The organism is Lacinutrix sp. (assembly GCF_023299985.1).
Lineage (GTDB): Bacteria > Bacteroidota > Bacteroidia > Flavobacteriales > Flavobacteriaceae > Lacinutrix.
Genome location: NZ_JALZVX010000049.1, coordinates 1 through 16,072 on the forward strand (window position 1 = coordinate 1; position 16,072 = coordinate 16,072).

The 16,072-nt window shown below is 32.4% G+C and carries 14 protein-coding genes; 6 read left to right on the forward strand and 8 right to left on the reverse strand.

Annotated features, from left to right (window positions below):
• Together Q0C58_RS02575 and Q0C58_RS02580 are read right to left on the reverse strand one after the other, a co-directional pair.
• Positions 1 to 1,980: PKD domain-containing protein (locus Q0C58_RS02575; protein WP_290697055.1), on the reverse strand; the 1,980-nt coding region annotated here is incomplete at its 3' end.
• A gap of 14 nt (positions 1,981 to 1,994) precedes the next feature.
• Positions 1,995 to 2,465, reverse strand: coding sequence for a hypothetical protein (locus Q0C58_RS02580; RefSeq protein ID WP_290697057.1), 471 nt, complete (start codon positions 2,463 to 2,465; stop codon positions 1,995 to 1,997).
• Positions 2,466 to 2,727: 262 nt separating this feature from the next.
• On the opposite strand from Q0C58_RS02580, the gene folE reads away from it, so the two are divergent.
• The 6 genes from folE (at position 2,728) to Q0C58_RS02610 (ending at position 7,908) form a co-directional block, all read left to right on the forward strand.
• Complete coding sequence (gene folE / locus Q0C58_RS02585; protein ID WP_290697059.1) at positions 2,728 to 3,405, forward strand: GTP cyclohydrolase I FolE; 678 nt, start codon at positions 2,728 to 2,730, stop codon at positions 3,403 to 3,405.
• A gap of 102 nt (positions 3,406 to 3,507) precedes the next feature.
• Entirely contained in the window at positions 3,508 to 4,989 is a 1,482-nt protein-coding gene (cysS, locus tag Q0C58_RS02590) for a cysteine--tRNA ligase (RefSeq protein ID WP_290697064.1), read from the forward strand.
• Between the two features lie 30 nt (positions 4,990 to 5,019).
• The gene (gene yidD, locus Q0C58_RS02595; protein WP_290697066.1) at positions 5,020 to 5,241 is read left to right on the forward strand and encodes a membrane protein insertion efficiency factor YidD; all 222 of its coding nucleotides are present in this window, start codon (positions 5,020 to 5,022) and stop codon (positions 5,239 to 5,241) included.
• A gap of 383 nt (positions 5,242 to 5,624) precedes the next feature.
• Entirely contained in the window at positions 5,625 to 6,563 is a 939-nt protein-coding gene (lgt, locus tag Q0C58_RS02600; protein ID WP_290697068.1) for a prolipoprotein diacylglyceryl transferase, read from the forward strand.
• Positions 6,560 to 7,057, forward strand: a complete 498-nt coding sequence (locus Q0C58_RS02605) for a DUF192 domain-containing protein (protein WP_290697070.1) — start codon at positions 6,560 to 6,562, stop codon at positions 7,055 to 7,057. Before lgt ends, Q0C58_RS02605 begins: the two co-directional genes overlap by 4 nt.
• A complete protein-coding gene (locus Q0C58_RS02610; RefSeq protein WP_290697071.1) occupies positions 7,057 to 7,908 on the forward strand; it encodes an alpha/beta fold hydrolase in 852 nt (283 codons plus the stop codon). The genes Q0C58_RS02605 and Q0C58_RS02610 overlap by 1 nt, the downstream gene beginning before the upstream one ends.
• 372 nt (positions 7,909 to 8,280) lie before the next feature.
• Here Q0C58_RS02610 and secDF read toward each other — a convergent pair whose 3' ends face one another.
• From secDF to Q0C58_RS02640, 6 genes are all read right to left on the reverse strand, one after another.
• On the reverse strand, positions 8,281 to 11,313 hold the full coding sequence (secDF, locus tag Q0C58_RS02615) for a protein translocase subunit SecDF (RefSeq protein ID WP_290697073.1): 3,033 nt from the start codon (positions 11,311 to 11,313) through the stop codon (positions 8,281 to 8,283).
• 177 nt (positions 11,314 to 11,490) lie between these two features.
• A complete protein-coding gene (locus Q0C58_RS02620) occupies positions 11,491 to 12,093 on the reverse strand; it encodes a hypothetical protein (RefSeq protein WP_290697075.1) in 603 nt (200 codons plus the stop codon).
• A 90-nt stretch (positions 12,094 to 12,183) separates the two neighbouring features.
• Positions 12,184 to 13,098, reverse strand: coding sequence for a hypothetical protein (locus Q0C58_RS02625; protein ID WP_290697077.1), 915 nt, complete (start codon positions 13,096 to 13,098; stop codon positions 12,184 to 12,186).
• A 65-nt stretch (positions 13,099 to 13,163) separates the two neighbouring features.
• Entirely contained in the window at positions 13,164 to 14,090 is a 927-nt protein-coding gene (locus Q0C58_RS02630) for a malate dehydrogenase (protein ID WP_290697080.1), read from the reverse strand.
• A gap of 261 nt (positions 14,091 to 14,351) precedes the next feature.
• Entirely contained in the window at positions 14,352 to 15,332 is a 981-nt protein-coding gene (locus tag Q0C58_RS02635) for a DUF6588 family protein (protein ID WP_290697091.1), read from the reverse strand.
• A partial coding sequence (locus Q0C58_RS02640) for a toprim domain-containing protein (RefSeq protein ID WP_290697094.1) occupies positions 15,304 to 16,072 on the reverse strand: 769 nt, incomplete at its 5' end. The genes Q0C58_RS02640 and Q0C58_RS02635, both read right to left, overlap by 29 nt.

The window sequence follows — 16,072 nt, forward strand, 5'->3', positions numbered from 1 at the left end:
AACTGTATAATCTGAAGCAAGTTGTGTTCCTAAAATAATTAAATTTTGAGATTCTAAATCAAAAGGCTCAGTACCATCATTTGACGCATCATCACAAAGCATGATTTCTAATGCTGGATTAATTGTTGGTTGTACGGTAATATTTAATAAAAAAGAACTCGATTCAAAACAATCTGAACTCAAATATTCTACTCTAACAAATATTGATTGCGGTGAACCTATTACAGCACTTGATGAATAATTAGTTGGATTACCAATTGGATTGGTCTCATTATCAGCGTCCAATTGCGTTTCATAGTACGTAATGATTTGGTCAGCTGGATTAGTAGCTGGCGCATTTATAACAGCATCATTTAAAGTTAAATCAAAATTAAAAGGTGGTACTCCTGGATTACATAAAAACATATCATTAGGAGCTGCTGCAACTATCTCTGGCAATACATCTATACAAACTTGTTCTGTATATTCACATCCAAAATCATCCGTGGTTCTATAAGTATAACAAAATTGTCCAGCAGTTGGTGGAGATACAGTAATAGTATTTCCTGTAGTGTTTGTAATTGTAGGATCTGCATCCCAACCTTCTGTAACCGTTGCAGGCGTAAAAGACAATCCTGGTGGTTGTAAATTTGGATCGAATTCTATACTCCAACCAAAAACTGTACCGTCATCAATGTTTAGATTATCGATCAATGTTAAAGTCCAATCACCATTTAATGGGCTACCAATTAATGTATTAAAAGTTCCTGTAGGCAAATAAGTTCCAGGAGCCCATGAGTTACCTGGAGGATTACTTCCTGCAACTACAGTAGTTCCATTGTTTACGGTTACTGTACCATTTATGCTAAAACAATAATCGGCACCAACTCCAGCCAATTGATCATCATCATTATTAGCACCACCAAAATAGGTGCCTCCTCCTCCTTGATTATACAATTGAGTTTGCTGCCCATTAGGACTAGTAATAAATATATCTAAATCTCCAGAAAATGAATGCTCTAAATTTATACAAACAGCTACAATCTGGTTTACACTGGTTAAAGTTTGATTAGAGTTGTAACAATCTACAGTTACAGTTGTTTGGTATGTAGCACCAGATTGATCAGGCAAAACGGTAGTTCCACTAACAGGTGGTGCACAATCGTTCATAAAATTTGTGGGTGTTACTAAACCATCAATAGTAGTCGTTTCTCCAAAACACAATACTGTATCCGCAGCTTGCGTTCCTGTAAAATCAGGTTCAGTTCCAACTTGGATAACTTGATTTATTAAATTAGTACTCATACAGCCTCCAGGATCTGAGACAGTATTCGTATCTCTAATATCTAGGTTTACTACATAAACTCCTGGATTAGGATAAGAGAAAGTTGCTGTTTGACCAGCTATAATATTACCGTCTCCTAAATCCCATTCGTATGTTGCTCCTGTTCCATCTACAGAAAAATTTCCGTTACCATTTAATGTAATATCTTCATTTGGACAAACTCTTATATAGCCATCTCCATTTGGTGTTGGTGTAGAACTATCTAATTGTGATACTATTGTTTGACAAGGCATAAAGCAAGAAATTGCAGCTTCCCAACCTGAAGTTGTTGCTACTGCATCCGAAGTAAAGACAAACGTTAAACAACCCGTTGGATTAGTTTCCGTAGCACTAACCAAACCAGGGCTATTAACTATTGAACCACCAGAAAAAGTACCAAAAGGAGTTCCTGTGGCAGAGTCTCCATTATAAATCACTAATTCATCACTATTTGGTTGTGTCCCAAATGAAGTAAAATCTACTTGTATTAAATTTCCAGCGACATCTGGACATATAGTTAAAGTAAAACTCTCATTACTACTATAATTACCCGCTCCACCAGAATCTAAAAAAGTTCCAGAACATTGATTAACAGTGCCGTTTTGCATCAAAACATCTTGACCAAATGCAACAGTAGCTATAAATAAAAGTGAAACTAGTAAGGTAAACTTTTTCATTGTTGTTGTATTTTTTATTGATGTTGAGACTTGACAATGATGAAATAATTAGTATTGTCTATTCTATAAATTCTTGAACCTCTTCCAAAAAACTCAAGATTATATTTTAACACATTAAAATTATCTTTATCGTATGCTTTATCAAATTCTAGTGTTGGATTGTATAAATTAAATAGCCCTGCAGAACTAAGTGTTTTGTACTTTTCTGAGTAATTTACGAAATCTGGCATTTCTTTAATTACCACTCTATTTCTTAATAAATTTTTTAAATCTTTTAGCTTTTGAGGCCTACTCATTACATAAGCGTCAAACTTATCGCCATAAACTTCTTGTATAAAAGTCTTTTCTTTTAACGTTAAAGACTCTTTAACATTATCGTTATACTTGACTAATTTAAGAGGTTGCTTATTTGAGGATTGAGCAAATGAACCGAAAATGCTAATTATAAACAAAAAAGCAAAAACGTAGATGGATTTAAATTTCATAGATAAATACTGTTTTAAAGATGCTAAAAATAATAAAAAATAATCAACTAATTATTAACTAATCTGTATTCTAAAAATAAAACAACCAAAATATAAAAACTCCTACCTTGTTAGACTCCTTTTTTTATTACTTATCTTTGCAAACCGAAGACTTTTAGTAATATTTATAACGCTTTTTATTGAATAACACACCGTTGAAAGCCTATAGCTTTTTAACGACCATATAATGCAATATTAATGATTTTAGTTAGAATTTGAACACATGAAAATTGATAATACTACAAATGCAAATGACGAATTAGGAGAAAACCACATTGGCACATCTTCTGAAACACCTATGTCTGCAAATGCTTTTAAAATTTCAGATAAAGAAAAAATAGAAATAATTCAAGACGATGTTCGCCATATTATGGAAACTTTAGGATTGGACTTAACAGACGATAGTTTAAACGGCACACCTAAACGTGTTGCAAAAATGTTTGTTAATGAGATTTTTGGAGGTTTAAATCCAGAAAAAAAACCAGTAGCATCCGTTTTCGACAATAAGTATAAGTATGGAGAAATGCTTGTAGAAAAAAACATTACTGTTTATTCTACTTGTGAACACCACTTACTTCCAATTGTTGGAAGAGCACATATTGCATATATTTCTAACGGAACTGTAGTTGGGCTTTCTAAAATGAATCGAATTGTAGATTATTTTGCAAAACGTCCTCAAGTACAAGAGCGTTTAACAATTCAAGTAGTAAAAGAGCTTCAAAAAGTATTAAACACAGACGATGTTGCCTGCGTAATTGACGCTAAGCACTTGTGTGTGAATTCTCGTGGCATTCGTGATATTGAGAGCAGTACAGTAACTTCAGAATTTGGTGGCCAATTTAAAAACAAGAATACTAAACGTGAGTTTTTAGATTATATTAGCTTAGAAACGAAGTTTTAAATTCAAAATTACACTTTCATTTAAAAACTATATTTTGCAACACTTTAAAAAGTGTCACAATTTCTTTCCGTAGAAAAATCAATAAAAACAACATTTAAAATAATGCAACTTTATAAAAACCAGCATATAAAAATCTATAATTCTCTAACAGGAAAAAAAGAAGCTTTTAAAACTATTAATGAAGGCTATGTTGGCATGTACGTTTGTGGACCAACAGTTTACAGCAATGTACACTTAGGTAATGTAAGAACATTTATGTCTTTCGACATGATATTTCGTTACCTAAAACACCTAGACTATAAAGTACGCTATGTTAGAAACATTACAGATGCTGGACACCTTGAAAACGATGCAGACGTAGGTGAAGATAAAATTACAAAAAAAGCACGACTAGAAGAAATTGAACCTATGGAAATTGTGCAGCGTTATACTGTAGATTTTCATAATGTTTTAAATAGATTTAATTTCCTACCACCAAGCATAGAGCCTACTGCAACTGGACATATTATAGAACAAATTGAACTAATAAATACCATTATAGAAAATGGTTTTGGTTACGAAGTTAATGGCTCTGTTTATTTCGACGTCCACAAATACAACGAGACTAATAATTACGGAATATTAAGTAAACGTAAACTTGAAGATTTAATCCATAATACTCGTGCGCTTGATGGACAAAGCGACAAGAAAAATCCACAAGATTTTGCACTTTGGAAAAAGGCAGAACCTACTCACATTATGCGTTGGCCATCGCCTTGGAGCGACGGTTTTCCTGGTTGGCATTTAGAATGCACAGCTATGAGCACAAAATACTTGGGCAACCAATTCGATATTCATGGTGGTGGAATGGATTTAAAATTCCCACATCACGAATGTGAAATTGCACAAAATCAAGCTGCTAAAGGTCAAGCTCCTGTAAACTATTGGATGCATGCAAATATGCTAGAACTTAATGGTACACGCATGAGTAAATCTTCAGGAAACTATATTAATCCTGCTGAGTTACTTTCTGGAAAAAACGACATTATGTCTAAAGCTTATAACCCAAATGTTATAAGATTTTTTATGATGCAATCTGCTTACCGAAGCGTATTAGACTTAACAGACAACGGACTATTAGCAAGCGAAAAAGGTTTTAATCGCCTCATGAATGCAGTAGATGATTTAGACAATTTAAAATCCTCAAACACATCATCTTTCGATGTTAAAGCATGGAAACAATCTTGTTACAATGCCATGAACGACGATTTTAACACACCTATTTTAATCGCCAATTTATTCGAAGCCGTAAACCATATTAACGCCATAAAAGAGGGCAATACAACTATTTCTCCAGAAGATTTAGAGCTTTTTAAAAACGCAATACACACTTTTGTTTTCGATTTATTAGGTTTAAATAACGCGCAAGACACAACTGAAGAAACAGATAAATTATCTGGAGCTGTAGCATTACTTATTAAATTAAGGCAAGAAGCTAGAGCCAATAAAGACTTTGCTTTGTCTGATAAAATACGTGATGAATTAGCCGAAGTTGGTATTACTTTAAATGATAGCAGAGAAGGCACCACTTTCTCGACAAATTAAATTCTCTCCAAAGGAGAGGACTTTTGGAATATGAAAAAAATACTAATTGCACCTTTTCTATTTATAATAAAAGTCTATCAAACTTTTATATCTCCATTTACACCAGCTACGTGTAGATACCAACCAACATGTTCGCATTACACCAAAGAAGCTTTAGTAAAATACGGCTTTTTAAAAGGCATGAAATTAAGTATAAAACGCATATTTAGTTGTCATCCTTGGGGAGGAAAAGGATACGATCCTGTTCCTTAAAAGAATGACAACTTGCCAACGCAACAGCTCGCCTGTTTACTAAAAATGTAAACTTTACATTCTTTTAACGCTCAATCGCCTTTTGGAGAAAAAGGATATGATCCCGTTCCATAATTATTTTTAGGCGTTTCTTTTTTTCAAACCTTCAAGGTTTAGATACCTAAATAAATTTGGTAAAAACCTTTCAGGATTGCAAAAAAGTCAGGCTATCCGCTATATCTTTTTTTGCCATATATGGCAGCAAAAAAAGGATGCCGCTTCTATCCTTAACGCACACACCAATAATTAGTTTTAAAAAAAATACTCTGGTTTTGTTAATGATTTGTGATATACTAAAATAAATTCAGCATAAATACTATATTTACAATCATAAAAAATAATCTATGTATTTATTAGAATTTAACTGGAATCCTTTAACAGGAATTGATATCGTTGGGAATTTCAAAATTCATTTTTACAGTTTAATGTGGGTTGCTGCATTTATAATAGGCTGGAACATAATGAAACGCATTTTTAATAGAGAAAATGTTAAAATCGAATACCTTGATCCTCTATTTATCTATACCGTTTTAGCAACGATGTTAGGTGCACGTTTAGGACACGTTATTTTTTATCAACCAGAATTATTTTCACGAGACTTTTTTAGTGTATTTCTACCATTTAATTTTGTTCCAAAATTTGAATTCTCAGGTTTCTCAGGTTTAGCAAGTCATGGCGCAGCAATAGGCATTGTTTTTTCAATGTATTTGTATAGAAAAAAATACAAGTATAATTCTCTAATGTGGATTTTAGATCGCATTGTAATACCTGTAGCTTCTGGAGCTGTATTTATAAGAATAGGAAACTTTATTAACTCTGAAATTATAGGAAAAGAATCTGGAGACTTTCCATTAGGTGTTCGTTTTATTCAAGAATATTACAGAAAAGGAGAAATAGTAAAACTAACAGGCATTAAAGATTACAAAGAAGCCTATCAAGCAGTTTCAAACAACCCTAAATTTATAGACTTATTAAATGCTGTGCCTTATAGGCATGCTGCCCAACTATACGAAGCATTCTGTTATATTTTTGTGTTTTTAATACTACTCTATTTTTACTTAAAAACAAATAAAGGCAACCAACCAGGTTTTATATTTGGTTTGTTTTTAGTGTTACTTTGGACCGTTCGTTTCTTTGTAGAATTCTTTAAAATAGCACAAGTAGATGGACGAGACGATTATATTTGGTTTATGAATACTGGACAAGCACTAAGTATTCCATTTATAATTATTGGCATATATTTTATGTTTTTCTTTAAACAAAAATCTAACTACAAATCATGAAAACATTAAAAACAGTAATAGCAGTATTATTTATAAGTATAGCAATTACAAGCTGCAAAAGCGAACCAAAATCTATCGAGCAGCCAGAAGTTACATTTACTAAAGAAGGAGAACTTACTTTATTTAAAAGCGCAACAGATACCATTATTACCAAAATAGATATTGAAATTGCAAAAACAGCTTTTGAGATTGAAACTGGTTTAATGTACAGAAAGTCGATGAAAAAAAACCAAGGTATGCTGTTTGTTTTTAACGAAATTAGAGAACGTAATTTTTATATGAAAAACACACGTTTTCCGTTAGATCTTATCTTTTTAGACCATAACAAAACAGTAGTAAGTTTTCAAGAAAATGCGCAGCCTTTTAATGAAGCTTCTTTACCATCTAACGCATTAGCACAGTTTGTTCTTGAAGTAAATGCTGGTTTAGCTGAAGAATGGTTACTTGAAGTGGGAGACAAAATGGACTACTTTGTTTATAAAATTGTAGAGTAATGAAACAAAAAGTCATTGAAATAGAACGGCAAAACAAACATTCTATTTTTACGACTCAATTCACTCCAAAAACTTCAAACTCTAAAAGCATTGTAATTTCTTCTGCAACTGGTGTTTTACAAACTTATTACTCTCAATTTGCTACCCATTTTTGCAGTTTAGGTTTTACGGTTTATACGTTTGATTATTCTGGAATAGGATTATCTCATGCTAAAGACATAAAAAACAACACCTCTAATTTATACGATTGGGCCAAAAACCAAGCATCCATTTTACAATTTGCTAAAACAGAAAACCCAACACACAAAATTACTTTAGTTACGCATAGTATTGGTGGACAACTTATTGCTTTTAATAAAAATATTAAGTTTGCAGACACTATAATTACTGTGGCCTCACAATCTGGCTACTGGAACTTGTTTTCTGGTTTTGAGAAAATAAAAATGCTACTATTCTGGAATTTTATCATACCTATAGCAACAGTTATTTATGGTTATTTTCCAGCTAGAAAATTAAAACTCTTTGAGAATCTTCCAAAAAATGTTGCCTACCAATGGCGAAGTTGGGGAAATAGAAAAAACTATTTTTTAAGCAAAGCTAAAAAAGAAGATTTAGCTTTAGAGTCTATTACTTGTCCTACTCTAGTTTTAAGTTTCCCAAACGATAATTTTGCACCAAAACCAACTGTAGATTGGCTAGCTAATATTTTTATAAATGCAAAAGTAGATAGACAACATATTGAACCAAAAGTACTAAACATTCCAGACGTTGGACATTTTGGTTTTTTTAGAGAGCGTTATGAAAAGTCACTTTGGGAGATGATAGAACAATGGATTGAGGATAAAACTTAGGTTATAAAAGCCTTTGTGAGCTCCTCTTTCTTAAAAAAAATTGAGAAGTTTGCTTAATGTTTAAGATATGGTTCCGTTTCAATAAACTATATCGTACGTTAAGCAAGTTAGCGTATTTTTTTGCAAAGTCAAGTCTGAAATTATATGCAAATAAAAAAAATCTGACTCGTATATTTATAGTAACAAACAACTAATTTTAAACCCGAAACACAGCTAGTAAGCGCGTTAAGGATAGAAAGGTTTATTTGAGCTCCTCGCAGAGAGCGAGCCTTGATAGCCTGACCAAGACTTTTTTGTCTTGGGAACGCCCGAAACAAAAAAAGCCTTTTAGTATAAAACTAAAAGGCTTTTTAATATTTAAAAATTAGAAGCTTATGCTTTTGCGCCTTCTTCTAATTCTTCTTCTTTTACTTTGTCTTTTAAAGACTCTGCTGCATCTCCTCTTTTTACTGTATCGTACATAATTGGTGTAGCAATAAATAAAGATGAGTATGTACCAACAATTACACCTACTATTAAGGCAAACATGAAACCTCTAATAGATTCTCCACCAAATATAAAGATGGCTAATAACACTACTAATGTAGTTAAAGAGGTGTTTAATGTTCTACTTAATGTAGAGCTTAAAGATTTATCGATAACCTCACTAAATTCCCAACCTGTGTGCTCGTTAAAGAATTCACGAATTCTATCGAATACTACAACGGTATCATTTAAAGAGTAACCAATTACGGTTAGAATTGCCGCAATAAAGGCTTGATCGATTTCCATTGAAAATGGCATAAACTTATATGTAATAGAGAATACGCCTAATACGATTAATACATCGTGGAATACTGCTGCTACTGCACCAAGTGAGAATTGCCATCTTTTAAAACGAATTAAGATATAAAGGAAAACCACGATTAACGATCCTAAAACTGCCCAAAAAGAGGCTTGCTTTATATCATCTGCGATGGTTGGACTTACTTTATACTTTTTCATTAAACCTGCTGTTTTTCCTTCTTTATTTGAAATAAAGTCTGCTTCAGACATTCCGTTTAAATAAGGCTGTAAAGCTGTGAATAATGTTGTTCTCATTTCGTTGTCTGCTTCTTCTGAAGCTTCGTCGATTCTAAACTTAGTTGTGATTTTTAACTGATTATCGTCTCCAAAAGTTTTAGCGTTTGCACTACCAAAAATTTCTGGCTTAGATAATGTTTCACTTATCTCTACTGCACTTACTGGTTGATCGAAACGTACTTGGTAAGTTCTACCACCTACAAAATCTACACCTTGATCTAATCCGTTTGTAAATAATGATGCTAAACTTCCTAGAATTAATACTCCAGAAATAATGTAAGCCACTTTACGTTTTTTTAAGAATTTAATATCGATGTTTCTAAATAGGTTTTTAGTAATACTTGTAGAGAAATCTAATTTCCCTCCTCTGTTTACATACCAATCTACTAATAATCTAGTAATAAAAATTGCAGTAAATAATGATGTACCAATACCTACTAATAAAGTAGTTGCAAAACCTTTAATTGGTCCTGTACCAAATAAAAATAAAATTAAAGCGGTTAAACCAGTTGTAATGTTGGCATCTAAAATAGATGATAATGCATTACTAAATCCATCTTTTACAGCAGATTTTTGGTCTTTTCCTTTAGCTAACTCTTCTCGAATACGCTCGAATATAAGTACGTTTGCATCTACAGACATACCTATGGTTAATACAATACCTGCAATTCCAGGTAATGTTAATACAGCACCTAATCCAGATAAAATACCAAAGATTAATAAAATATTTAATGCCATTGCAATATCTGCAAAAACACCAGCTTTACCATAATAGAAAACCATCCATAATAACACTAATGCTAATGCTATTAAAAATGACATTGTACCACTATCTATAGCTTCTTGACCTAAAGTTGGCCCAACCTCATCACTCTGGATTATACTTGCTCTAGCTGGTAATTTACCTGCACGTAATACGTTAGATAAATCTATTGCTTCGTTAATAGTAAAGTCTCCAGAAATTTCTGAACGACCTCCTGCAATTTTACCTCTACTAATTCCTGGTGCAGAATACACAAGATTATCTAAAACAATTGCAATGTTGCTTCCTTCTTTGTAAGCACGCTCTGTCATTGTTTCCCAAGTTTTAGCACCTGCAGCATCCATTTGCATGTTTACAACTACTCTATTTCCTTGGTCGTAACCTTCTCTTGCATCATCAATACTTCCATTTAATGGAGGCGTATTATCTCTGTTACCTTCTAATACGTGTAACGTTGTTACTTCACTATCTTTTTTAGGCTTTTCGAATACAAATTTTACGTTTTTTGCAGCTGCTGGACGCATTGCAATTGCTTCTTTAGAATTTAATATTTCTAATACTTTTGCTTGGTTTGTTAACTTAACTAAACCAACTCCAGAATAACTACGCGTTGCTCCAACTGCAACTAAATCGTAAAACGGATTAACAGCTACTGCTGTTTCGTCTTCTTCTCCTGTTAAATCTCCAATAATATCTTCTGCAGTTTCTTCGCCTGCATCTTGAGTTGCCTCAGTATCTGTATCTACTACTGTTTCTGTTGTGTCTTGTTTTGCTTTTAAAACTGTATTTAAATCGTTAAAATACTGACCTAAATCTTGCGCTTTATAACCAAACCAAAACTCTAATTCTGCTGTTCCTGTAATTAATGCCTTAGCACGTTCTACATCTTTAACACCAGGTAATTCTACTAAAATACGACCAGAAGACCCTAAACGTTGAATGTTTGGTGATGCTACACCAAATTGATCGATACGTGTACGTAATACTTGTAAAGCAGAGTTTATAGACTCGTCTATTTTTTTAGATAAAGCGCTTTTTACATCGCTATCACTCATTCCTATTTCTACAGTTCCAGCTTCTACTAAAGAACGTGTTCCAAAAATATCTGGTGATGCTAATGTTTTATCTCCTTTAATAGCGTCAAAAGCTTCGTAGAAAGAATCTATATAATCATCTTGAGAACTCGTTTGTAAAACATCTGCATCGTCTAATGCTTTGTTAAAAACAGGATCTTTAGAGTTGTTTGCTAATCCTTTTAAAATATCTTTTACAGATACTTGTAAAATAGCTTCTAAACCACCTTTAAGGTCAAGACCTAATTTCATGGCATTATCCTTAACTTTAGAATAATCTTCTCCTAAAAAAACACTTGTTGTGTCTGTTGAAAGAGAATCTAAATACTTTGTTTCAAAGTTTTTACGTAGGTCTTTATAATCTACAACATCTTCACTAAATTTAGATGCTGCTACTTCTTGTGCGTTTGTCTCGATGGCACTATTTTTAAACGAGAAAGACAGTTGGTAAATACTTACCAGTCCAAATAAAACTGCAAACAGTTTTACTAATCCTTTATTTTGCATTGTTTTGTTATTTACGCCAGAACTATTTCTGGCAATTATTAATACTATTTTTAATATGAATTGTTAGCTTTTAATTATGAAAATTGAAAACTCTATTTTAAAAATGAAAAATTAATACGGAAGTATCTTGAAATCACTTTAAAAATTTATTTTTAGGAAGTTTTAATCTTTTTCCTGTTAAGAAAGTGGTCCAGCGCGACCTTCAGGAATTTTATGAGGAATATTATTTATTGCAACTGCAATAGTTTTGTTTTGTTTGTAAGCGACTAGTACTTCAACATTTTTTTTGTTTGAAGTAATAACTGATGCATATACAAATAAGTTAGGATTAGAAAACCTATCGTAATCTTGTTTAAGTTCAAATATAAATTTTCCTTTAGACCCAAAACCTGTATCGCTGCTTTTAGTGATTTCGAAAACATCGAGGTTACAAGTGTTTTCTGTTGGAAATTCAGATTGACTATCCTTATTAGTAGTAGAAGTATAATCTATTACAATTTTAGATAATAGAATATCTCTTACATTAGCAACTGTTGTGTCACTAAAATATGAAATTACTAGGCGACCATTAGCTTCTTCTCTAACAGTAACACTAGAAACACCTATAGTTTTTAATTGCTTTTTTATGTTAGCAATAGTTAACTGTACTTTGTTTGTAGAGACCTCAGCATTAGAAAATTGTAATACAACCTCTTGATTTGGCACTACCAGGTTTTCCTGACTTGCACCAAATAAAGTGAGTATTATAATTAAAGCACCAAAGTACCATTTTGTGTTCATGCGTCAAATATAAAAAAATAAAGACTGTATTGCTACAGTCTTTGTATAAATAATTAAGTAATAAAAGTTCTTAAAATGCTTTATGCTAATTTATTGCGGTTGTTTTGTGTACGTCATTAACTTTAATTGTGGAATTTCTTCCTTACCTAAAAGTATTGCTGCTAGTTCTGCTGCTTCTTGCACTGTGAAATCTCCAGATATTTCTGAACGACCTCCTTTAATTGGCCCATTAGAAACGCCTGGAGCAGAAAACACTACATCGTTAATAACCATTGCTATTTGTCTGTTTTCGTTATAAGCTTTTTCAGTTAAGCGTTCCCACTCTAAAGCACCTTCTTGATTCATGGTAATAGAAACAACTGGTCGATTAGCAAAATCTTTTTTTTGCTGTGCTTTTTCAATTACGCTTCCAGACATGACTGCCTTATTTTCTCTATTAGATTTTATGGTATATATTGATAAAGCACCATCTTTACTTGGTCTACCATATAGAAATTTTACAAATTTTTGAGGTCCAAAAAGCTTTTGCTTTAATGAGTCGAGTGTTTTAATTACATTTAGAGTATCCTTTGGTTTCATGTAGAGCAATATTGGGTACCCTTCAAAACCTGTTCCTGAAGATGCCTTTAAGATTTTACTAGCCGCACTTCCATTCTCCTTATAATCCTCTAACTCAAAAATATCTCTGGCAATTTTTATTGAATTAAAAGTTTCCCAAAACTCGAGTTTACCTTTATTTGTAACGACATTATTTAACGCTTCATCTTTTAATGTATTTGAATATGCTTTTATTAGGATTTTATTGTCCTCAAAAAGACTAACACTGTTTTTTAATCCATAATAAGAGAGCCTAGATTCTAAAACCTCAACAATTTTACTTGTATTCTCGACTGTAGCTTCATCTGGATTTTCAAAAGCATAAATAAATTGATGCTCCAAAGGTTTTTGGCAACTAAAAACACCTAATAAAATAACAACCGTAAATACTGCTTTAATTTTCTTCATCTTTAAAAATAAAAAAACCTCACGAGCTTATTACAAGTGAGGTTTGATTATATTATAATTTTAGATTATAACTCTAACAATCCATTGGTTTTTTTAACACCTTCTGCAGACTCAGCCAATTTTGCTTTTTCAGCATCAGTTAAGCTAATTTCAACAATTTGCTCAATACCATTTGCGCCTAATACACAAGGCACTCCAATTGCTAAATCGCTTAAACCAAATTCACCATCTAAAAAGGCAGAACATGGAAATATTTTTTTAGTATCGCAAGCAATTGCTTGAACCATTGCAGATACTGCAGCACCTGGTGCATACCAAGCAGAAGTACCTAGTAAACCTGTAAGTGTTGCTCCTCCTACTTTAGTATCTTGAACTACTTGATCCATACGTTCTGCAGATAAAAACTCTGAAACAGAAACACTATTTCTTACTGCTTTTCCTATTAATGGCACCATACCTTTATCGCTATGTCCACCAATTACCATTCCGTCCACATCGCTAATTGGAGCTCCTAAAGCTTCTGCTAAACGATACTTGAAACGTGCAGAGTCTAATGCTCCTCCCATTCCAATAATTCTATTTTTTGGTAAACCTGTAGTTTTATGTACTAAATAAGTCATGGTATCCATTGGATTTGATACCACAATTATAATTGTATTTGGAGAATGCTCGATTAAACTTGCAGATACCATTTTTACAATTCCTGCATTAATACCAATTAGCTCTTCACGAGTCATACCTGGTTTTCTAGGAATTCCAGAAGTAATAACACAAACATCAGATCCTGCTGTTTTAGTATAATCACTAGTACTTCCTGTAATTTTTGTATCGAAACTATTTAATGAAGCAGTTTGCATTAAATCCATTGCTTTACCTTCGGCAAAACCTTCTTTAATGTCTAAGATTACAACTTCACTTGCAAAATCTTTAATAGCGATATATTCAGCACAACTTGCGCCTACTGCTCCTGCTCCAACTACTGTTACCTTCATTTGATTTTTTTTTAAGTTAATGACAAATGGAATTCTCTTATATAAAATATTGAATAAACACAATATTTTAAGTTAAGTTCATTTCATTTTTAATATTTTTTAGTTTGTGTATAATTTTTAAGATACAAATTTACAAATTTTGCTTCAGAATTTGAATAAAAATAAGACTTTTAAAAGCTGAAATTCAATCCTAAAGACGTACTACTAAAATCTAGAATAGTCTAAACTGCATATAAACAGAATTATAGTTTTTAAAAAAACTTATAATTTATAGTTAAATCCTAAAACTAGATTAGTAAATGCTCCAAAAGAAATATTAGAGTTAATTGAAAACTTATTAAAATTATAGTTTACACCTAAATCTCCTTTAAAATTGGTTTCGTTGCCTTCTAAGGTTTCTAATGCAGTATTTAAAACGAGAAGTAGCAATTCACCATCTCCTCCAATTTGATATGTAAAATCACTTTCTGTTATTCCAATTGCTGCAGTAAAATCGAACTTTTTAATAGTTTTAGATGCCAAAACACTAAACAAAAAAGAATTCCCTTCTACGTTAATAGCGTTTATTGTTCCAAGCACTAAATTTGCAGGAGAAAACTCATCGCTTACGTTGTATTTTGAATAAGAAACCAAAGCAGCTATATTAAACTTATCGTTATCTATAGAAGGAATCCATTGCGATATATTATGTTGCAAACCAAAACCATATACTTGATAATAGGTTTTATTTATCTTAATTCTTGGTGAGTATCTTGTAATAAATGTTGTGCCTTTCCAGAGTCCTAATGCTGCTTGAAATTGAAAATAATTAAACACAGACTGGTCTAATCCTTCTGGAGCATCAATCTCTATAGCATCACCATTAATTGAACCTTCTAAAACCACATTACTTTCTCCACCTAAAGCTGTTGGTATCGAAGCATTAGTTTGATTTCCCTGAATACTTAAATTTACTAAGTTAGGTTCTGAAACATTAAAATTTTGTTTGTTTTTTGGTAAAAAAAGAGCATTTACTTGTAAAGAAAGATCAACTTCCCAAAGATTTAGTGCTTTTGCATTTTTAAACCATCCACTGGAAGCTTGGTAAATTGTAGCCTGCGCTGCTGGCTCTACATATTGTCCTGTTAAAAAAATTAAATCGCCTGCTACATCATTCAAATCTTGATTTTGAGATAGACACAAAACAGGCGAAATAAATAGTACAAATACTAATCTATGCATCAATATTAGCATAGACCGCATTCTTTTCTATAAACTCTCTACGCGGTGGCACTTCGTCTCCCATTAACATTGAGAATACTCTATCTGCCTCCACACCATTATCGATTTGAATTTGACGTAATGTTCTAAACTCAGGATTCATAGTAGTATCCCAAAGTTGTGTTGCATTCATTTCACCAAGACCTTTATAACGTTGAATTTTTGCACCATCACCGTATTGTTCTTGTAATGCCATACGTTCATCATCATTCCATGCATATTGTTTTTTTGCGCCTTTTTTAACTAAATATAAAGGAGGAGTTGCAATATAAATATGTCCATTTTCTATTAACTCTTTCATATAACGGAAAAAGAATGTAAGAATTAGTGTTTCAATATGCGAACCATCAATATCGGCATCACACATAATTACTATTTTATGGTATCTTAACTTTGAAAGGTTTAGAGCTTTACTATCTTCTTCAGTACCAATAGTTACACCTAGAGCTGTAAAAATATTTTTAATTTCTTCGTTTTCGAAAACCTTATGAGACATGGCTTTTTCAACGTTAAGAATTTTACCTCTCAATGGTAAAATAGCTTGAAAAGCACGATCACGTCCTTGCTTTGCTGTTCCACCTGCCGAATCTCCCTCTACAAGATATACTTCGCATTTTGCAGGATCTTGCTCAGAACAATCAGATAATTTTCCAGGTAAACCACCAATACTCATTACCGTTTTACGTTGTACCATTTCACGCGCTTTTTGTGCTGCGTGACGT

Bases quoted from the DNA above. Each gene is read 5' to 3' on its own strand.
- Q0C58_RS02580 (WP_290697057.1), bottom strand. From the start codon at position 2,465: ATGAAATTTAAATCCATCTACGTTTTTGCTTTTTTGTTTATAATTAGC.
- folE (WP_290697059.1), top strand. From the start codon at position 2,728: ATGAAAATTGATAATACTACAAATGCAAATGACGAATTAGGAGAAAAC.
- cysS (WP_290697064.1), top strand. From the start codon at position 3,508: ATGCAACTTTATAAAAACCAGCATATAAAAATCTATAATTCTCTAACA.
- yidD (WP_290697066.1), top strand. From the start codon at position 5,020: ATGAAAAAAATACTAATTGCACCTTTTCTATTTATAATAAAAGTCTAT.
- lgt (WP_290697068.1), top strand. From the start codon at position 5,625: ATGTATTTATTAGAATTTAACTGGAATCCTTTAACAGGAATTGATATC.
- Q0C58_RS02605 (WP_290697070.1), top strand. From the start codon at position 6,560: ATGAAAACATTAAAAACAGTAATAGCAGTATTATTTATAAGTATAGCA.
- Q0C58_RS02610 (WP_290697071.1), top strand. From the start codon at position 7,057: ATGAAACAAAAAGTCATTGAAATAGAACGGCAAAACAAACATTCTATT.
- secDF (WP_290697073.1), bottom strand. From the start codon at position 11,313: ATGCAAAATAAAGGATTAGTAAAACTGTTTGCAGTTTTATTTGGACTG.
- Q0C58_RS02620 (WP_290697075.1), bottom strand. From the start codon at position 12,093: ATGAACACAAAATGGTACTTTGGTGCTTTAATTATAATACTCACTTTA.
- Q0C58_RS02625 (WP_290697077.1), bottom strand. From the start codon at position 13,098: ATGAAGAAAATTAAAGCAGTATTTACGGTTGTTATTTTATTAGGTGTT.
- Q0C58_RS02630 (WP_290697080.1), bottom strand. From the start codon at position 14,090: ATGAAGGTAACAGTAGTTGGAGCAGGAGCAGTAGGCGCAAGTTGTGCT.
- Q0C58_RS02635 (WP_290697091.1), bottom strand. From the start codon at position 15,332: ATGCGGTCTATGCTAATATTGATGCATAGATTAGTATTTGTACTATTT.